At 60.4% G+C, this 14,922-nt stretch carries 19 protein-coding genes; 9 read left to right on the forward strand and 10 right to left on the reverse strand.

The genetic code is table 11. The features are described from left to right. Position 1: 1 nt before the first annotated feature. Positions 2-307: a hypothetical protein gene (locus ACYQ1A_RS05305; RefSeq protein WP_499360805.1), complete on the reverse strand. Its 306-nt coding sequence runs from the start codon at positions 305-307 to the stop codon at positions 2-4. Positions 308-475: 168 nt separating this feature from the next. Here ACYQ1A_RS05305 and ACYQ1A_RS05310 point away from each other — a divergent pair, with 168 nt between their 5' ends. The 3 genes from ACYQ1A_RS05310 to ACYQ1A_RS05320 all read left to right on the forward strand — a co-directional run bounded on the left by ACYQ1A_RS05310 (position 476) and on the right by ACYQ1A_RS05320 (position 2,064). After that, positions 476-835 carry a hypothetical protein gene (locus ACYQ1A_RS05310; protein WP_062225625.1) on the forward strand — a complete coding sequence of 120 codons (360 nt, stop codon included), beginning with the start codon at positions 476-478 and terminating at the stop codon, positions 833-835. Positions 836-915: 80 nt separating this feature from the next. Beyond that, positions 916-1,623 carry an SIMPL domain-containing protein gene (locus ACYQ1A_RS05315; RefSeq protein WP_499360808.1) on the forward strand — a complete coding sequence of 236 codons (708 nt, stop codon included), beginning with the start codon at positions 916-918 and terminating at the stop codon, positions 1,621-1,623. Between the two features lie 18 nt (positions 1,624-1,641). Then, on the forward strand, positions 1,642-2,064 hold the full coding sequence (locus ACYQ1A_RS05320; protein WP_499360810.1) for a protein YgfX: 423 nt from the start codon (positions 1,642-1,644) through the stop codon (positions 2,062-2,064). Here ACYQ1A_RS05320 and ACYQ1A_RS05325 read toward each other — a convergent pair. Beyond that, positions 2,061-2,939 carry a hypothetical protein gene (locus ACYQ1A_RS05325; protein ID WP_499360812.1) on the reverse strand — a complete coding sequence of 293 codons (879 nt, stop codon included), beginning with the start codon at positions 2,937-2,939 and terminating at the stop codon, positions 2,061-2,063. The genes ACYQ1A_RS05320 and ACYQ1A_RS05325 overlap by 4 nt on opposite strands. Here ACYQ1A_RS05325 and ACYQ1A_RS05330 point away from each other — a divergent pair. Together ACYQ1A_RS05330 and ACYQ1A_RS05335 are read left to right on the forward strand one after the other, a co-directional pair. After that, a complete protein-coding gene (locus ACYQ1A_RS05330; RefSeq protein WP_499360814.1) occupies positions 2,938-3,156 on the forward strand; it encodes a hypothetical protein in 219 nt (72 codons plus the stop codon). The two genes, ACYQ1A_RS05325 and ACYQ1A_RS05330, sit on opposite strands and share 2 nt — an antisense overlap. Positions 3,157-3,266: 110 nt before the next feature. Further along, entirely contained in the window at positions 3,267-3,869 is a 603-nt protein-coding gene (locus ACYQ1A_RS05335; RefSeq protein ID WP_499360816.1) for a peroxiredoxin, read from the forward strand. 115 nt (positions 3,870-3,984) lie between these two features. Here ACYQ1A_RS05335 and ACYQ1A_RS05340 read toward each other — a convergent pair whose 3' ends face one another. Then, positions 3,985-5,817, reverse strand: coding sequence for a sensor domain-containing diguanylate cyclase (locus ACYQ1A_RS05340; protein WP_499360819.1), 1,833 nt, complete (start codon positions 5,815-5,817; stop codon positions 3,985-3,987). Positions 5,818-5,916: 99 nt separating this feature from the next. Continuing rightward, positions 5,917-6,792 carry a LysR substrate-binding domain-containing protein gene (locus ACYQ1A_RS05345; RefSeq protein WP_499360821.1) on the reverse strand — a complete coding sequence of 292 codons (876 nt, stop codon included), beginning with the start codon at positions 6,790-6,792 and terminating at the stop codon, positions 5,917-5,919. A 158-nt stretch (positions 6,793-6,950) separates the two neighbouring features. On the opposite strand from ACYQ1A_RS05345, the gene ACYQ1A_RS05350 reads away from it, so the two are divergent. Both ACYQ1A_RS05350 and ACYQ1A_RS05355 read left to right on the forward strand, forming a co-directional pair. Then, positions 6,951-7,475, forward strand: a complete 525-nt coding sequence (locus tag ACYQ1A_RS05350) for a hypothetical protein (RefSeq protein WP_499360824.1) — start codon at positions 6,951-6,953, stop codon at positions 7,473-7,475. A gap of 38 nt (positions 7,476-7,513) precedes the next feature. Further along, positions 7,514-8,353 (forward strand): MBL fold metallo-hydrolase, encoded by an 840-nt coding sequence (locus ACYQ1A_RS05355; protein ID WP_499360825.1) that lies wholly within the window; start codon positions 7,514-7,516, stop codon positions 8,351-8,353. A 5-nt stretch (positions 8,354-8,358) separates the two neighbouring features. Here the strand turns inward: ACYQ1A_RS05355 and ACYQ1A_RS05360 are convergent, their stop codons facing one another. Both ACYQ1A_RS05360 and ACYQ1A_RS05365 read right to left on the reverse strand, forming a co-directional pair. Further along, positions 8,359-9,126 carry a DUF3025 domain-containing protein gene (locus ACYQ1A_RS05360; RefSeq protein WP_499360827.1) on the reverse strand — a complete coding sequence of 256 codons (768 nt, stop codon included), beginning with the start codon at positions 9,124-9,126 and terminating at the stop codon, positions 8,359-8,361. Beyond that, positions 9,126-9,620 carry a hypothetical protein gene (locus ACYQ1A_RS05365; RefSeq protein ID WP_499360829.1) on the reverse strand — a complete coding sequence of 165 codons (495 nt, stop codon included), beginning with the start codon at positions 9,618-9,620 and terminating at the stop codon, positions 9,126-9,128. Before ACYQ1A_RS05365 ends, ACYQ1A_RS05360 begins: the two co-directional genes overlap by 1 nt. 130 nt (positions 9,621-9,750) lie before the next feature. On the opposite strand from ACYQ1A_RS05365, the gene zapE reads away from it, so the two are divergent. Beyond that, a complete protein-coding gene (zapE, locus tag ACYQ1A_RS05370; protein WP_499360830.1) occupies positions 9,751-10,902 on the forward strand; it encodes a cell division protein ZapE in 1,152 nt (383 codons plus the stop codon). Between the two features lie 75 nt (positions 10,903-10,977). On the opposite strand, the gene ACYQ1A_RS05375 is transcribed toward zapE, so the two are convergent. After that, positions 10,978-11,337 (reverse strand): phasin family protein, encoded by a 360-nt coding sequence (locus tag ACYQ1A_RS05375; RefSeq protein WP_499360831.1) that lies wholly within the window; start codon positions 11,335-11,337, stop codon positions 10,978-10,980. 310 nt (positions 11,338-11,647) lie between these two features. Between ACYQ1A_RS05375 and phaR the strand changes: the two genes are divergently transcribed. Next, entirely contained in the window at positions 11,648-12,304 is a 657-nt protein-coding gene (phaR, locus tag ACYQ1A_RS05380; RefSeq protein WP_499360833.1) for a polyhydroxyalkanoate synthesis repressor PhaR, read from the forward strand. Positions 12,305-12,332: 28 nt separating this feature from the next. Here the strand turns inward: phaR and ACYQ1A_RS05385 are convergent, their stop codons facing one another. From ACYQ1A_RS05385 to ACYQ1A_RS05395, 3 genes are read right to left on the reverse strand one after another with little or no spacing between them, the layout of a single operon-like run. Continuing rightward, positions 12,333-13,817 carry an efflux transporter outer membrane subunit gene (locus ACYQ1A_RS05385; protein WP_499360835.1) on the reverse strand — a complete coding sequence of 495 codons (1,485 nt, stop codon included), beginning with the start codon at positions 13,815-13,817 and terminating at the stop codon, positions 12,333-12,335. Continuing rightward, on the reverse strand, positions 13,814-14,716 hold the full coding sequence (locus ACYQ1A_RS05390; RefSeq protein ID WP_499360837.1) for an efflux RND transporter periplasmic adaptor subunit: 903 nt from the start codon (positions 14,714-14,716) through the stop codon (positions 13,814-13,816). The genes ACYQ1A_RS05385 and ACYQ1A_RS05390 overlap by 4 nt, the downstream gene beginning before the upstream one ends. Then, the gene (locus tag ACYQ1A_RS05395; RefSeq protein WP_499360839.1) at positions 14,713-14,922 is read right to left on the reverse strand and encodes a DUF1656 domain-containing protein; all 210 of its coding nucleotides are present in this window, start codon (positions 14,920-14,922) and stop codon (positions 14,713-14,715) included. Before ACYQ1A_RS05395 ends, ACYQ1A_RS05390 begins: the two co-directional genes overlap by 4 nt.

Below are 14,922 nucleotides of genomic sequence, written 5' to 3' on the forward strand. Positions count from 1 at the left end.
TTTAGTTGTCTTGTCGTACGCTGCTGGCGAGAAATTCGCGCTGGCTGGCGTCCATGTGCACGATGCGGCATACCAGCTTGAAGCGGCTGAGTTTGCCCACCAGGGTGCTGCTGGCAATCTGGCCACGGAAGTCGAGATAGCCGCGTCGGCCTTGGGTGTCCAGCACATCCAGGCAGATGCGGCACTCCACCCCGGCAGGCACGTTATGCTCAGACAGGATTACAAATGATTGTTCGCTGGCTTCCATGGCCCGGCCAAAGATGGGCGTGCTGGCATGGTCCAGGATCAGGGCGGCGCGCCAGCCCACAAGCTTGCGCCTGGTCTGGTCAGGGTATCCGGCGGGCAGGTTCATTTTTTTTGGCCATGCAGCAGGGCTGCGGGTCTTTAGTAGTAACGGGTTTTTGATGTTCTGGTTTTATTTTGGAACGCGAGTGCGATTTTACTGCACTGCGTCAAACAGGAGGAAGGTTCCCACATGTTTATCGTTGATCGCTCTGCCGCGCTGATCCGGCCCAAGCAACCGTTTCTGGACTGGCTTAATGCTTTGCCTGGCAATGAAGTCACCCTTACGCTCGACGATATCCGCGCCGATTGCACCGTGATTCTGGTGCCGGAAGTCAGTGAACCCGAAGATGGTATTTCTTACATCGATGATGTTGCTGATCGCTTGTTCGAGATGGAACTTGCGTCGTGGGCCGAGGACGAAAGCCAGTGGCCGACCAAACGTAATCTCAAGTTGTTCTGGGAATGGTTTGATGTCGAAATCCATCTGGGCGTAATGGACAGTGTCTCTGAAGACATCCACAACACGCCCGCGGACCACGGTTATCACTAAGCAGAACGCGCGGTGCGCCGTGATTTGATTTGATCAGTGATTGCAGCGGCTACGGCCGCTGCAGTTTTATGGAGTGTTACATGCGTCGCTTCAAGTACCTTGCTGTGGCTGCCCTGGTCTGTGCCGGTCTGGCGCAGGCCGAGCCGCTCAACTACAACGTGGTGAATCTGGAAGCCAGTGCCAGCAAGGACGTCAGCAATGATCTGGCGACCGCCACCTTGTTTGTTGAACTGACTGACAGCGATCCGTCGCGCCTGGCCGACAAAGTGAACCAGACGCTCAATGCCGCGATCAAGCTGGCCAAACAGAACAGCTCGATCCAGACCGCCGGTACCGGCTATGCCACTTATCCGGTGTACAACAGCAAAACCAACAAACAGGAAGCCTGGCGCGGTCGTGGCGAATTGCGTCTGACCAGCCGCGATTTTCCAACCTTGTCCCGTTTGCTGGGCCAATTGCAGCAACCATTGGCCAGCGGCTTGCCCTTACAACTGGCGGGCATACGCTATGGCGTTTCGGACGAAGCGCGCAAGCAGACCGAAGACATGCTGATCGAGCAAAGCATGAAGGCCTTCCGCCAACGGGCCGATCTGGTTCGGCAAGGCTTTGAAGGCGCCAGCTGGCGCATGGTCAACGTCAATATCAATACCAGCGACAGCGGTCCGCAGCCCATCATGGCCAAAGCCATGCTGATGCGCGCGCCAGTGGCCGAAGCCGCACCGGCGCCGCTTGAAGGCGGCGACAGCAAGTTGTCGGTGACGGTGGCGGGCTCGATCCAGATTCAATAACCCGAGCGCCTTGTGCCCATGACCGCGCCCGCCCTGATGCTCACTGTGGTGACATCGCGGCGGGCGTGCTTATGGCTACGCGGCATGACTGTGCTGGCGCTGATCACCGCGCTGTTTTTGCCATGGCCGTGGCGATTAGTCATGCTGCTCGGCGTGGTGTGTTATCAGCGGCGGGCTACGCCGCCGTACCCGCTCACAGTGGAAGTCGGCCCCGGTGGCTGGACGCTGGCCCAGGGCGGGCAACCCGCACGCTCATTGCGTTGGCTGCCTGGCACGCTGATTACGCCGCAGTTGGTGATTCTGCACGGCCGGGATCGGGCCAACGGCCGCTTTGTGGCGCTGCCAATCTGGGCGGATAGTGTTTCGGCCGACGCCCACCGGCAGCTGCGGCGGCTATTGCGCTGGGGCGTGCGGCTGGATCAGGCCCCACAGCGCAATTAATTAATGCGCGTCCAGTTTTGCGTACGCGTATTAAAGAATCCCGATTCGCGATAAGCGCGTTCGATCACCCCTTTGGCACGCAATTGCGCCAGGCCTTTTTCCAGCGCGGCGTAGGTGGCGGCGCCATTCGGGGCCAGCTTGCTGACAAAATAATGGCGGCTGCCCTCCAGCCCGACCTTGATTTGCGGAATTGGCACCAGCTTGTAGCCGACCAGCGACAAAGACATATCCGGCGTGGGCTGGAACGGGGCCAGCAGCACATCGGCGCGGCCTTTTTCGACCATACCCACCATGGAATCCCAGCTTTGCGTCTGCAGCACATTGCGCAGTTTCAGGCCGTTGAGCGTTGCGACATCCGGCAACCAGCTTTCTGCCACCACCGCCGTCAGCATCTGCACGTCGGCCAGGCTGCGTGCCGCCAGCGCGGCTTTGTTTTCCGGCGTGGTGTAGAGGCCCGCTTCAAATTCGCCGGGGCGGATCATCGGTGCTGACACAAACACCTTGTCCTTGATCGAGCCCAGATCAACCAGCCATGCGGTATTGCCACCCATGGTGGCGTTGCCGGACAGAATTTCCTTGAGATAACGCGTGTACGAATCGCTGGTGTTATCCACCTTCACCAGCTTGATCGGCACACGCAAACCGCCCAGCGCCAGGGCTTGTTGCACCAGCACCAGCTCAACCACATCGCGGCGCGAGCCCTGTCCATCAAAGTGGTTCAGGGTTAGCGGATCCCGGTTATCAATAAACCGGATGTAGTCGTTATAAACATCTTGCTGAGTCAGAATCGTGATCGGCTCATTGGCAGCGCGGGCAGGGGCGGTCAGTTGCAGCAGCAACAAGGCACCCAGAAGCAATCGGAAGGCGCGGAGCATGGTGGTTTCTGTTCCTGAAATGAAATCAGATGTGCCGGGGTCGGTGCCCGCGGCATTTTATTTTTGGGAGCGCGGCATATCATGGCAAGGCCGGCAAAATTCGACAACCGTCGCGCTGCTGCAGCGCGCAATTTCAGACAGTTTAGCTACAGCACCATGGCGCGGGGCCGGGCAGCATGCACCGGCAAAGTGTGCAGCTTTGATGCATGCAGATTAAGACGTTGATAGTTTTCTTAAATTAGCAGGATGAACTTTCCCGATTTGACAGTCTGGTGTGAGCGCCCCTATTGTCACCGGGTTTTCAGCAACCACTCTCAGGAGATCAACATGGCCGTTCTCGTTGGCAAGCAAGCCCCGGATTTCACCGCAGCCGCAGTGCTGGGCTCGGGCGAAATCGTCGATCGCTACAACCTCAAAGAAGCCACCAAGGGCAAGTACGCTGTGGTGTTCTTCTACCCGCTGGACTTCACCTTTGTGTGCCCGTCCGAACTGATCGCATTTGATCACCGCCTGGCTGAATTCCAGAAGCGCAATGTGGAAGTGATCGGCGTGTCCATCGACAGCCAGTTCACCCACAACGCATGGCGTAACACCCCGGTTGAAAACGGCGGTATCGGCAAAGTGGGTTACACCCTGGTGGCCGACACCAAGCACGAAATCGCCAAAGACTACGATGTTGAATCGGCTGATGGCGTTGCTTTCCGCGGCACCTTCCTGATCGACAAAGACGGCATCGTGCGTCACCAGTACATCAATGACCTGCCGCTGGGCCGCAACGTGGACGAATTCATCCGTCTGGTTGATGCACTGCAGTTCACTGAAGAACACGGCGAAGTGTGCCCGGCAGGCTGGACGCAAGGCCAGAAGGGCATGAAGGCTGACACCGCAGGTGTTGCTGAATATCTGGCCGCCAATGCTGCCGCGCTGTAATTTGTAACAGCCATACTGTTTGCCAGGGCGCCGCAAGTCGGCGCCCTTTTGCTTTCCACGGTGCGGCATGGCGCGCCGCCGCTTTGTTGCTTGCCATGGTGAAATCTCCCTACGTTCAGCCCGCCACCGATACCCGATTGCGGCCGGTGGCTTTGGCCTGATACACCGCGGTATCGGCTTGTTTAACCAGTTCAGCCTGCTGCTGCCCCGGCAGTGGATACATACAGGCGGCACCCACGCTGATCGTAATCTGCCCGTTGGCGCTGGCGCCATGCGGAATCCGCAAATCCAGCACCGCCTGGCGCAGGCGTTCGGCCACCTCGTAACAGCCGACGATATCTGTAGCCGGCAGGATCACGGCAAACTCTTCTCCGCCATACCGCGCGGCCAGATCGCCGGGGCGCTGGGCAAAGTCGCCTATGGTCTGGGCAATCTGATACAAGGCCTGGTCGCCCATCTGATGGCCATACAGGTCGTTAAACAGCTTGAAGTGATCGACATCAATAAACAGCAAACCCACCACCCCACCGCTGCGGATGGTGCGTTGCCATTCCTGGTTCAGTTGCAGGTCAAAGGTATGGCGATTGGCCACGCGGGTCAGGCCATCCATCGAGGCCAGTGTAATCAGATGTTTGTTGGCGGCTTCGAGGGCCAGTTGCGCTTCTTTTTGCTGCGTGCCATCGCGCAGGTTGAGCAGATAGCGCACCTCGGAAAATTCGCGTCCCTGCATGCGGCGATACAAGGCATCGATCCATTGCCATTGGCCGGTGTCCAGCCGTTTGATGCGATAGGTGCTGCTGGCGCTTTCGTCACCATTGTTCAATGCTTCGAACGCGGCCTCAATCTGCGGCAAATCGTCCGGATGCACATTGCTGAAGGCCTGCAGGCCGAGCAATTGCGCCGGCTCGCAGCCATACAGCACGCGGGCCGCAGGCGACACATAAACCCGGGTACGTTGTTTATCGAGCAGGACGGTCATGTCATCGCTCGATTCGGTCATCATGCGAAACCGCGTTTCACGCTGGCGCAAGCGTGATTCCAGCCGTTTGCGTTCGGCCAGGGTGGCGGCCACCGGAAAAATCATCAACACGCAGGTCAGGATAAAACCCTGCAACAGCAGCAGATGCGACGTGGTGTCGCCCGGCACCAGCATCATCGGCCCATGTCCGGCCAGGGTCAGCCACAGCGCCAGCCCGCTGCCCAACACCACAGCCAGCAACGCACCGTGCAGGCCCATGCTGAACACGCAGCCGAGGATGGCGGGCAGGCACAAGAACAGAATCGGGTAACGGTTTTGCGCAAACACCAGCGCGGTAACGGCCAGCGTGCCGCTCAGCCATAACACGCTGGATTGCCACTGCGTGCGGCTGAACAGCCACGCCACCTGGTGCGCGCGCAAGGACACGGCCAGCGGCGTCAGCACAGCCAGGCCCAGCGCGTCGGCCGGGTACCACACTGAAAACGTGTCCCACAGCGGTTTATCAAACATGAACCACAGCAGGGCGGACGCCATCATGCCGGACACCGCCGGGCCCAACAGCATGCCGGACACGGCAAAGTGCCGCAGGATCTGAAAACGAGTGAAATCGGGCAGGCGCTCGGCGTGGTCACGCCAGGGCAGGGCCGCAATCCAGATTTCGATGGCATTGCAGAATGCCATGCCCAGCGACATCAGCGGCTGGTCATGCATGGCCATGCTGGCGCCGAAATTGCCCAGCATGGCGCAGAACAAAAACATCGGCCATTGCTCGCGCGGGCGCCCGAGCAAAACGCTCAGCACCACGGCATTGCCCAACCAGACCGGCGAAATGCGGCCTGCGCTGTGGCTGAACCACATCGCGAGCGCCGCCAGCACGCCGCTGGCCAGCGCGATGCCCAGCAAATGCCATGACACCAGACGGGGGCGCGGCGGGGCCGAGGTAGTGAAGGCGGGTTCCACGAGTTGCATCGCGATCATCCGGTTAGTAATGACAGCGAGTCTACAAATGGCCGGGACTATTTACGCCCAGGACCGCTCCTTGTTAGCGCAACGGCGGCGACTACATGCTCAGGCGCGGGCCTCGGCCAGCAACCACTGCGCAAAGCACTGCAGCGCCGCTGTGCAGGCCGGTAGCGCCTGCGGCATGACCAGGCTGAAGGTTTTGGATACCGTCTTGCCTTCGGGCCACGGCGCGACCAGATCACCGCGCGCCAGATCAGCCTCTACATACAAGCGCGGCACCAGCGCCACGCCGAGCCCAGCCTGAGCGGCCGCAATCAACATGGCGTGCAGATCGTAGCGCGCGCCCACGGCGGGATGGCGCAGCACAATGCCGGCTTCGTCTGCGTATTGTTGCCAGGCATCCGGGTTCTGCCGGCGATGCAGGCGTGGCAAAGCATCCAGTTCGCGCGAGGTCTGCAGCAACTCGGGATGGCAGACCGGCACCAGCACTTCCTGCACCAGCGGATACGTATGCATGCCCGCCCATGCGGGGTGTTCAAAGTGGATGGCGGCGTCAAAGCCGCTGTCTGCCAGCACGAACGGCGCCATGCGTTCGGTCAGGTTGATCTCGATGCCGGGGTGTTGCTGCTGAAAGCGGGCCAGTCGCGGGATCAGCCAGCGCATGGCAAAGGTGGGAATGGTGGCGATGTCCAGACTGGTGCTGTCGCTGCTTTGCCCCATGACGTAACGACTGTCGCGCTCCAGCCGGTCCAGCGACGCGCGCACTTGCACGGCGTAGCGTTCGCCATTGGGCAGCAGCCGCACGCGATTGCCGATGCGTTCGAACAGCGTGATACCAAGAAAGGCTTCCAGCCGCGCGATCTGGCGGCTGATTGCGCCTTCGGTGAGAGCCAGTTCGTCAGCCGCACGGGCAAAGCTGCGATGGCGGGCGGCTGCCTCAAAGGCCATCAGGGCGGTGTTGCTGGGAATTTTGCGGCGCATGGTTTTCCTGAAACGGCAGCCACGACGGGGCATGGGCTTGATGTTTTGTCATGGCAGGATACCGAATTATCGTTTTATCTGGCGTCCCGCCGTGGCTAGCATGAGCCAACCTCAACCCAAGGCCTTACGCAGCCTGCTTGCCTGAGCCGGAGCCCGCCATGATCTACACCGTTGAATGCAGCTATACCGACCCCGCCAGCGAAGCGGAATGGAATGATTTTTACGATCTGAGCAAACTGCCCGCACTGATTTCGGTGCGCGGCTTTCGCACTTCGCAACGCTTGCGTGCGTTAAGTCCAGCCGGCCCGCGTTATCTGGCGTTGCATAGCGTGGCCGACCTTGCCGTGTTGCAGAGCGCCGAATATCAAGCCAAAGGCGGCGGCAATTTCGCGCGTTGGCAGCCGCATATTACGGACTGGCGCCGCAATCTGTACGCGGGCCTGGAGCGTGCGCCAGAGGTTGCGGCCGACGAGCTGCTGGCGCTGAGCGCCGTTGGCCCAGCTAGCCTGCTGGGATGCGGACTAAGGCCATGGTCGCTGGCAGCGGTTGCGCTGGATCAAGCGCCACAGCAACGCTGGCTGGCCACGCTAAAGCGCGCCGCCTGCGCACAGATCGAAGCTATCCCACCAGACGTCTGTTTGTATATGCCGATTACGCAGCAACTCGTCAGCGCCGATGCTTGAAGCCGGCCCCGCCCCCATCTGCTAACCAGGCTAAACCCATGAACCTTGAGCCATTTCCCAGCCAGCATATCGGCGATTACACCCTGACCGCGCTCAGCGACGGCTACCTGCCGGCGCCGTTGACGCTGCTTTCCAATATTGACCCCGATACCGCCACGCAATTACACCTGGCCGCGGGCATGACCGATCCTGCCGCCATCCATATCAATAGCTATCTGCTGCGTGGCCGCGGCCGTACCGTGCTGATTGATGCAGGGGCGGGCGGCTACAAGCAATGGGGCGGCGACCTGCAGGCCAATCTGGCCCGGGCCGGTGTGCTTGCCAGCGAGGTGGATACAGTGTTGCTGACGCATGCGCATCCTGACCATATCGGCGGCCTGCTGGATGCCAGCGGGGCACTGGCGTTTCCGCACGCCGCATTGCGGGTGCATCAGGATGAACTGGCGTTCTGGCTGGATGATGCCCATCTGGCCCGCGCCAATGAGCGCGCGCAGGGCAATTTTTTGCTGGCACGCAAGGTGTTCGCGCAATACCACGCGCAGACGCAGCCATTTGCCGCTGGCGAAGTCCTGCCCGGCATCAGCGCCGTGGCCTTGCCGGGGCACACCGCAGGGCACAGCGGGTTTCGGGTGGACGGCGCAGCGCGCAGCGTGCTGGTGTGGGGCGATATCGTCCATTTTCCGCAGATCCAGATCGCCCGGCCCGAGGTTTCAATTGCGTTTGATCTGGACCCGCTGCAAGCCGCCGGGACGCGGGCACGCTTGCTGGATCGCGTCAGCGCCGATCGTTTGCTGATCGCCGGGATGCATCTGGGCGAGCTGGGCTTTGGTTATATCGAGCGAGTGGGCAAAACTTATCAACTGGCTTATGCCAACTGAGCGCTTCAGGCGCGACGTTTGGGCCGGAAGTACTGGGTGTCGCCATAAAAAGCGTCGTCTTGCTGCGGCCACCAGCCGGGAATGCCCAGATAAGGCAGCGGTGGCAGCTGGCGCGGGCGTTGCAGTTCGCCGTTGGCCAGCGCCGCCGCGATGCGCGCGTCCAGTTCGGCGACTTGCACGGCCGCGGGCAAATCAAACCAGGCGGGCGCAACCGGCAGCGTCCAGCATTTGGCGGTCAGGCCAGCAAAGGGCTGCAGCAGCGCTTCGAGTGTGGCATGGCCAAAGCACAATGCACTGATCTGGCGGCCCCATGCGGCGGCTTGAGTGCGGAACAGGTAGTGCCAGTCATGCTCGAGCAGCGCGTGCAGCAATTGCGCATCGCTATATGCAATCACCAGACCGCATTCATCAAACAAGGTGGCGGCGTCGCGCACCGGGCCGCGTGGGCCTGCGGGATTGGCCTGCAGTTCTTGATAATGCAGTGCGTTGAGTGCCGCCTTGCTCATCGGCCAGCCGCGCCAGATCAGCGCGTTGAATAGATCGTGCCAATGCGCATCACGCGTGGCAACGCGGCCGAGTTCATACACTTCCGCTTCGTAATAGCGAGTCAGACTGTCTTGCGGCACAAACTGGATGGGCAAGCCACGCGCGGTGCGCGCGCCAACATCGGCGCTGAGCTGGGCCAGATCAGGAAATTCATCCCAACCGGCCAACACGTCACGCACCAGGGCAAATGCGGGATGCGCGAATTGCGGATGTGGCCATGTCGGCATCAAGGCAGTTTGCCCATATCCAGACGGCCCTCGGCCTGTACCGCTGCATGGGCATCGGCCGTGGCCAACGCCTTGATTCGGATAAGAAAATGTCCGCCCGGGGTACATGGCGCGCTGTATTGCACACCCGCATCGCCGCCCAGCGATTTGATGCCCGCGGGCAAGGCGCCCGCGCTGGCGATACCGGGGATTTGCGCGCTATTGGCGCCTTTGGGCAGGGTATACAGATAACGGCCTAGGCTGGCACCGCCACGTTCGCTGAATTCCAGCAACAAGGCGCCGCTGTTGGCGGGAATATCGAACACGTTCAGCCCCGGGGTGGAACCGGCGCCGCCCAGTCTGGCGCATTGCTGGCCGGCCGGAATGGTGCTGCCATTCCACAGCGGGCTGGTGAAATGGGCGGTCAGCGTACCGGCGGCGTGGGCACTTAGCGGGATAAGGGCGCTAAGGGCGAAGGCGCGAGCCACACAATAAGACGCGAGTCGTAGGTTCATGAGCCGATGTCGGTAAGGGCAGGCCGCCAGTTTAACGGATTCGTCTGATGCAGCAGCACGCTGGCTCACGTCGGCGTCAGGTAAAAATTCCGTATAATGCCGGCTTTGGTTCCCGCCTTAGCTCGTCACCATGCCCGAACATATGATCGCGCCACCCGCAATGGGCGTCAGCCCGCGGCAGTGGTACGACAGCATCAGCCACGCACCCGGTTTTGTGGCGGACGCCGCCCAGTCCGCGGCCATCGATAAACTGGAAGCGCTGTATCAAGCGCTGGTCGAATTCAAACGCAAGCGGCATCGCTTGTTTGGCAAAAGCCTGCTGCCGCAGCCGGATGTGCCGCGTGGCGTCTGGTTCTGGGGCGGCGTCGGGCGCGGCAAAAGCTTTTTGATGGACGCGTTTTTTGCCGGATTGCCGTATTCGCGCAAAAAGCGGATTCACTTTCATCAATTTATGCAGAACGTGCAGCGTGAACTGGCCGAGCTCAAAAGCGAGCCGGATCCGCTGGTCAAAGTGGCCGAGAAAATCGCCCGTGGCACGCGCGTGCTGTGTTTTGATGAATTCCACGTGTCTGATATTGCCGACGCCATGATTTTGGGACGGCTGATGCAAAACCTGTTCGAGCGCGGCGTGGTGCTGGTCACCACCTCGAATTACGCGCCGGATGGGCTGTACCCCAACGGCCTGCAGCGTATCAACTTTCTGCCCACCATCGCACTGCTCAAACAGCATCTGGATGTTTTCAACCTGGATGGCGGCCATGATCATCGGCTGCGTGCGCTGTCTTCGGCGCATACCTGGATGGTGCCGGCTGATGCCGCAGCCGATAGCGCGCTGGATGCTTTGTTCAGCAAAGTGGCCACCGGCCCCGATCAAGCCAAAGTTATTACCATTGCCGGTCGTAATATCGTCTGCCGCCGCCGCGCGCCGGGCGCAATCTGGTTTGATTTCATGAAGATCTGCGGCGACCAGCGCGGCCAGGCCGATTATCTGCAACTGGCGCGGCAATATCACACGGTGTTGGTCTCTGGCATTCCCCAACTGACAGCCCGCCAGGCCTCCGAAGCGCGGCGGCTTACCTGGCTGGTCGATGTGTTTTATGACCATCGCGTCAAACTGGTGGTGTCGGCTGAGGCACAGCCGGAACAGATTTATACCGAGGGCCAACAGGCCAGCGAATTTTTCCGCACCGTTAGCCGCTTGACCGAAATGCAGAGCAACGAATATCTGGCGCTGCCCCACCAGGGTGTGCTGGAAAGCTTGTCCGGCATTATCGAAACCTGAACTCAATCGCGCCCAAACAAAAAGCCCGTCGCAACGCTGCGTGACGGGCTTTTGTTATTGCAAGCGGCAGGGCAATCAGGCGGCTTTGCCCGCGCTTTCTTGCAGCAGGCTCAGCAGGCGCGCCTGGGCCTGGCTGGTGATATCAAACCATTGCCGGGAAAAGCCGCTGAGATGCTCGACGCTGTCTTCTACCAGTTTCTGCCGCAGCACATTGGCATCATTCAGATTCTTGACGCTGGCAGCGGCCTTCAGATTAGCCGTTGAGGCGTCGAGCGCGTTGCGGCTGCTGTCGAGCTGCAATTGCAGCAGTCTGGCGGTGGTGTCCTGGCCCACATGGGCCAACGCCAGCAGCGTTTCGGCATGATGGCCAAAAAAGCGCGCGTAGGGATTATTAACACCGGAACTGGCGGCTTGGCCATTCGGGGCTTGCGACATGATGGGCTCCTGAAACTGCGGTTGGGTGCAGAGGGCAGGGCGCGGAGTGGGCTATGCGGACAAGGCGCGGTGCGATCAAGAAATTGCGGTTTTTCCCGGTCTACAATGGGAAATATGTTGCTCTGCACAATCGGTAGTAATTTTCGGCTGGCTACGACAAGTTTGTCAAACCGTTTTTGCTGCGATGCAACATAAGGCCGATGACAGGCATGCAGATAGGGTGGATCACGCAGTTGGCGTGCGCGCCGCTTCGCTGCATACTGTAACTAATACCACGCAACTACAAACCGCAGCTGTACCAGGAGCACGCATGACTGCCGAAAAAAGGGTGATCAAGAAGTACCCGAACCGTCGTTTGTATGACACGGCCACAAGCTGTTACATCACACTGGCGGACGTGAAACAACTGGTTCTGGAACAGGTTGATGTGCAGGTGCTGGACGCCAAAAGCGGCGAAGACATCACCCGCAGTGTGTTGCTGCAGATCATTCTGGAAGAAGAAGCCGGTGGTATGCCGATGTTCTCGTACGAAGTGCTGACGCAGATCATCCGCTTCTACGGTCATGCCATGCAGGGCCTGATGGGTAACTACCTGGAAAAAAACCTGCAGCTGTTTACCGAGATGCAAGGCCGTCTGCAAGACCAGGCCAAGTCGGCGCTCAATGGCGAACAGCCGCTGATGAACCCCAATATCTGGGGCGATTTCATGAAGTTCCAGGGTCCGGCACTACAAAACATGATGAGCAACTACCTGGAAAGCAGCACTACCCTGTTTGTTGATATGCAACAGCAACTACAAGAACGGGCACGTCATCTGTTTACCGGTTTTGGCATGCCAGGCTACGGCAAAAAAGAAGCCGCTGCGCCCGCGGCCGGCGAGCCGGAGCCGTCGTCACCCCCGGCCGAAGAAGCCGAAGAAACCAGCCCCTCCGCCGCCAGCGCCAAAGGCAAACGCGCTACGCATTAAGCGCAGCGCGTGCTGCCAGCGCGCAGGTTTACTCAGCTTTAGCGGTTTTAGCGTCTTTGTCCGCAGCCCGTTCCGTCGCATGGATTTGTGCGACCGCCGGGCTGTTTTGCCATCCGCCCCCCAGCGCCATAAACAGATTGATCTGGTCTTGCGCCAACTGGCTGTCCGAAGCCGCCAGCGCCGAATCGGCATTGGCCAGCGTGCGTGTGGCGTCCAGGCTGGTCAAATAGGGCGACCGACCCGCTTTGTATAGCTGCGCATTTTGTTGCGCCACAATATGAGCCTTGTCGCGCGCGCTGCGCAGATCGGCGTTGCGTTGCAGATCGTGGGTATAAGTGGTGAGCGCCGATTCGGTTTCTCTGAGCGCATTCAGCACCACACTATCGAAATGCGCCAACGCACCATCGGCCCCGGCTTCTGCCGCGCGGATGCGGGCATGGGCGCCGGCACCGGGAATATCCCAGCTCAGCAGCGGACCAAACCCCCAGCGTGCCGTGGGCGAAGAGGGCATGTCTTCAATCACCCCGGTTAGACCCGCGCTGGCTCCGATGGTGATGCTTGGGTACAACTCGGCCGTTGCAACGCCGATTTTCGCGGTCGCGCCCGCTAGTTCGCGCTCGGCCTGGCGTATGTCAGGACGGCGTTTAAGCAAGGCGGTGCCGTCGCCCACGGGCAAGGGCTGCGCCAGTGACGGTTCGATCTGACAATTGAGCGGCGCCAGTTCCTGCGGCGCTTTGCCCAGCATCACGGCCAGCCGAAACCGCGCAACATCTTGCTCGGCCTGATATCGGGGCATATTGGCGCGCAGCAAATCGGTTTGCGCCTGGGCACGAATGACATCGGTATCGCGGCCGCGGCCCGCTTTGAGCAGACGTTGCGCAATGGCCACGGTCTGGTTTTGCAGATCGAGTTCGTGTTGCGCCACGGCATATTCATGCGCGGCGGAACAGCCTTGCACATAGGCCCGCACGGTTTGCACCGCCACGTTAACGCGTGCCAGGTCCAGCGCGGCCAGGCTGGCTTGCGTGTTGGCGTCAGCGGCTTCTTCGCCGCGTTTGAGCTTGCCGAACAGATCAATCTGATACGCCAGACTGATGCCGAAATCGCCTTCGTTAATGACCGGCAGTTTCTCGCTCAGCAAAAACTGTTCGCCCGACTCCTCGGCCCGCTTGGCCGCCAGGCCGACTTTGGCATCGATGTCGCGTTCGGCGTCAACCTGGTTCTGCAAGGCAATGGCCTTGCGCAAATTGGCATCGGCCACCCGCAGATCGGCGTTATGCACCAGGGCTTCTTGCACCAGTTGATTGAGCGTCGGGTCGTTATACAACTGCCACCATTGCTCCGGCACCGGCGCAATGGCCACTGCCGGATCATGCGCGCCGGCAAAAGCAGCCTGGGCGGCCGGATTGTTCAGCGCGGCGCTGGCGGGCACATGGTAGTCGGGGCCCACGGTGCTGCAAGCAATCAGCCCCTGCAGCAACGCCAACGCCAACACACTGCGTACGGCTTTCATGAGCGGACTCCTGCAGTGGCGGGCTGGCTGGCGGTGCGGGTACGCACGGCCACGGTGGCGGTGCGGCCGGCCACCAGACGCACATCGCTCGGCACTTCATCCAGCGCTACCCGCACCGGAATCCGCTGCGCCAGCCGCACCCAGTTAAAGGTGGGATTAACGTTGGGCAACAGATTGCTGCTGGCATTGCGATCGCGGTCTTCGATGCCGGCGGCAATGCTTTGCACGTGGCCATGCAGCGGCTTGCGTTCGCCCATGATGGTGACGTCGACCGGGTCGCCGATCTGCACATTGCGCAGTTTGGTTTCCTCAAAATAGCCTTCGACATGGAACGAGGTCGCATCGACGATAGACAGCACCGGCCGGCCCGCCGCCACGTAGTCGCCCATGCGCGGCGTGCGGTCGTTCAGATAACCGCTGACCGGGCTGATAACGGTGGCGCGTTCCAGGTTGAGTCGGGCGGTATCGACCGCCGTCTGCGCCTGGGCCAGCGCGGCTTCACCTTGTTCTACTTTGGACAGACTTTCTTCGGTGACTTCTTTCGAGACCAGATCGGTGAGCGCGCGGTTACGAGCCGCTTCGCGTCTGGCCTGGGCCAGCGTGGCACGCTGCGCATTGACTACCGCCTGCGCCTGGCGCAATGCCAGTTCAAAGCGCGCCTTGTCGATGACAAACAGCACCTGGCCGCGTTGCACCAACTGGTTGTCCACCACTTTGACGTCGGTGATCGGGCCGGTGACATCGGGCGCAATCTGCACCACGTCGGCACGCACATGGCCATCTCGCGTCCACGGTGCGTCAGTGTAGTAATCCCACAAATGGCGCCCGACGATGATCGCCACAATCACGGCGATCAGGGTGATGGCCACCGGGCCAAGCAAGCGAATGATTTTTTTCATGACTGCAACCCATGCAACAAAGAAAACGTGCCGCCCAACGCGATCACGTACAAAGCCAGATTAAAGAGCGAGCGATGCCAAACCAGCTTGTAGAAACCGGTTTTTTCCAGCACCCATTTGACGACCACCATCACCAGCCAGGCGATGATCATCATCCCCAGCAAACCGGGCATAAACACCCCGTAAATATCGAGTTCAGCGTTCAC

The sequence above is a fragment of the Silvimonas sp. JCM 19000 genome, assembly GCF_054652575.1.

Bases quoted from the DNA above. Each gene is read 5' to 3' on its own strand.
- ACYQ1A_RS05315 (WP_499360808.1), top strand. From the start codon at position 916: ATGCGTCGCTTCAAGTACCTTGCTGTGGCTGCCCTGGTCTGTGCCGGT.
- zapE (WP_499360830.1), top strand. From the start codon at position 9,751: ATGCCCGAACATATGATCGCGCCACCCGCAATGGGCGTCAGCCCGCGG.
- ACYQ1A_RS05360 (WP_499360827.1), bottom strand. From the start codon at position 9,126: ATGCCGACATGGCCACATCCGCAATTCGCGCATCCCGCATTTGCCCTG.
- ACYQ1A_RS05350 (WP_499360824.1), top strand. From the start codon at position 6,951: ATGATCTACACCGTTGAATGCAGCTATACCGACCCCGCCAGCGAAGCG.
- ACYQ1A_RS05335 (WP_499360816.1), top strand. From the start codon at position 3,267: ATGGCCGTTCTCGTTGGCAAGCAAGCCCCGGATTTCACCGCAGCCGCA.
- ACYQ1A_RS05390 (WP_499360837.1), bottom strand. From the start codon at position 14,716: ATGAAAAAAATCATTCGCTTGCTTGGCCCGGTGGCCATCACCCTGATC.
- ACYQ1A_RS05365 (WP_499360829.1), bottom strand. From the start codon at position 9,620: ATGAACCTACGACTCGCGTCTTATTGTGTGGCTCGCGCCTTCGCCCTT.
- phaR (WP_499360833.1), top strand. From the start codon at position 11,648: ATGACTGCCGAAAAAAGGGTGATCAAGAAGTACCCGAACCGTCGTTTG.
- ACYQ1A_RS05330 (WP_499360814.1), top strand. From the start codon at position 2,938: ATGGTGGTTTCTGTTCCTGAAATGAAATCAGATGTGCCGGGGTCGGTG.
- ACYQ1A_RS05385 (WP_499360835.1), bottom strand. From the start codon at position 13,817: ATGAAAGCCGTACGCAGTGTGTTGGCGTTGGCGTTGCTGCAGGGGCTG.
- ACYQ1A_RS05375 (WP_499360831.1), bottom strand. From the start codon at position 11,337: ATGTCGCAAGCCCCGAATGGCCAAGCCGCCAGTTCCGGTGTTAATAAT.
- ACYQ1A_RS05340 (WP_499360819.1), bottom strand. From the start codon at position 5,817: ATGCAACTCGTGGAACCCGCCTTCACTACCTCGGCCCCGCCGCGCCCC.
- ACYQ1A_RS05345 (WP_499360821.1), bottom strand. From the start codon at position 6,792: ATGCGCCGCAAAATTCCCAGCAACACCGCCCTGATGGCCTTTGAGGCA.
- ACYQ1A_RS05325 (WP_499360812.1), bottom strand. From the start codon at position 2,939: ATGCTCCGCGCCTTCCGATTGCTTCTGGGTGCCTTGTTGCTGCTGCAA.
- ACYQ1A_RS05310 (WP_062225625.1), top strand. From the start codon at position 476: ATGTTTATCGTTGATCGCTCTGCCGCGCTGATCCGGCCCAAGCAACCG.
- ACYQ1A_RS05320 (WP_499360810.1), top strand. From the start codon at position 1,642: ATGACCGCGCCCGCCCTGATGCTCACTGTGGTGACATCGCGGCGGGCG.
- ACYQ1A_RS05355 (WP_499360825.1), top strand. From the start codon at position 7,514: ATGAACCTTGAGCCATTTCCCAGCCAGCATATCGGCGATTACACCCTG.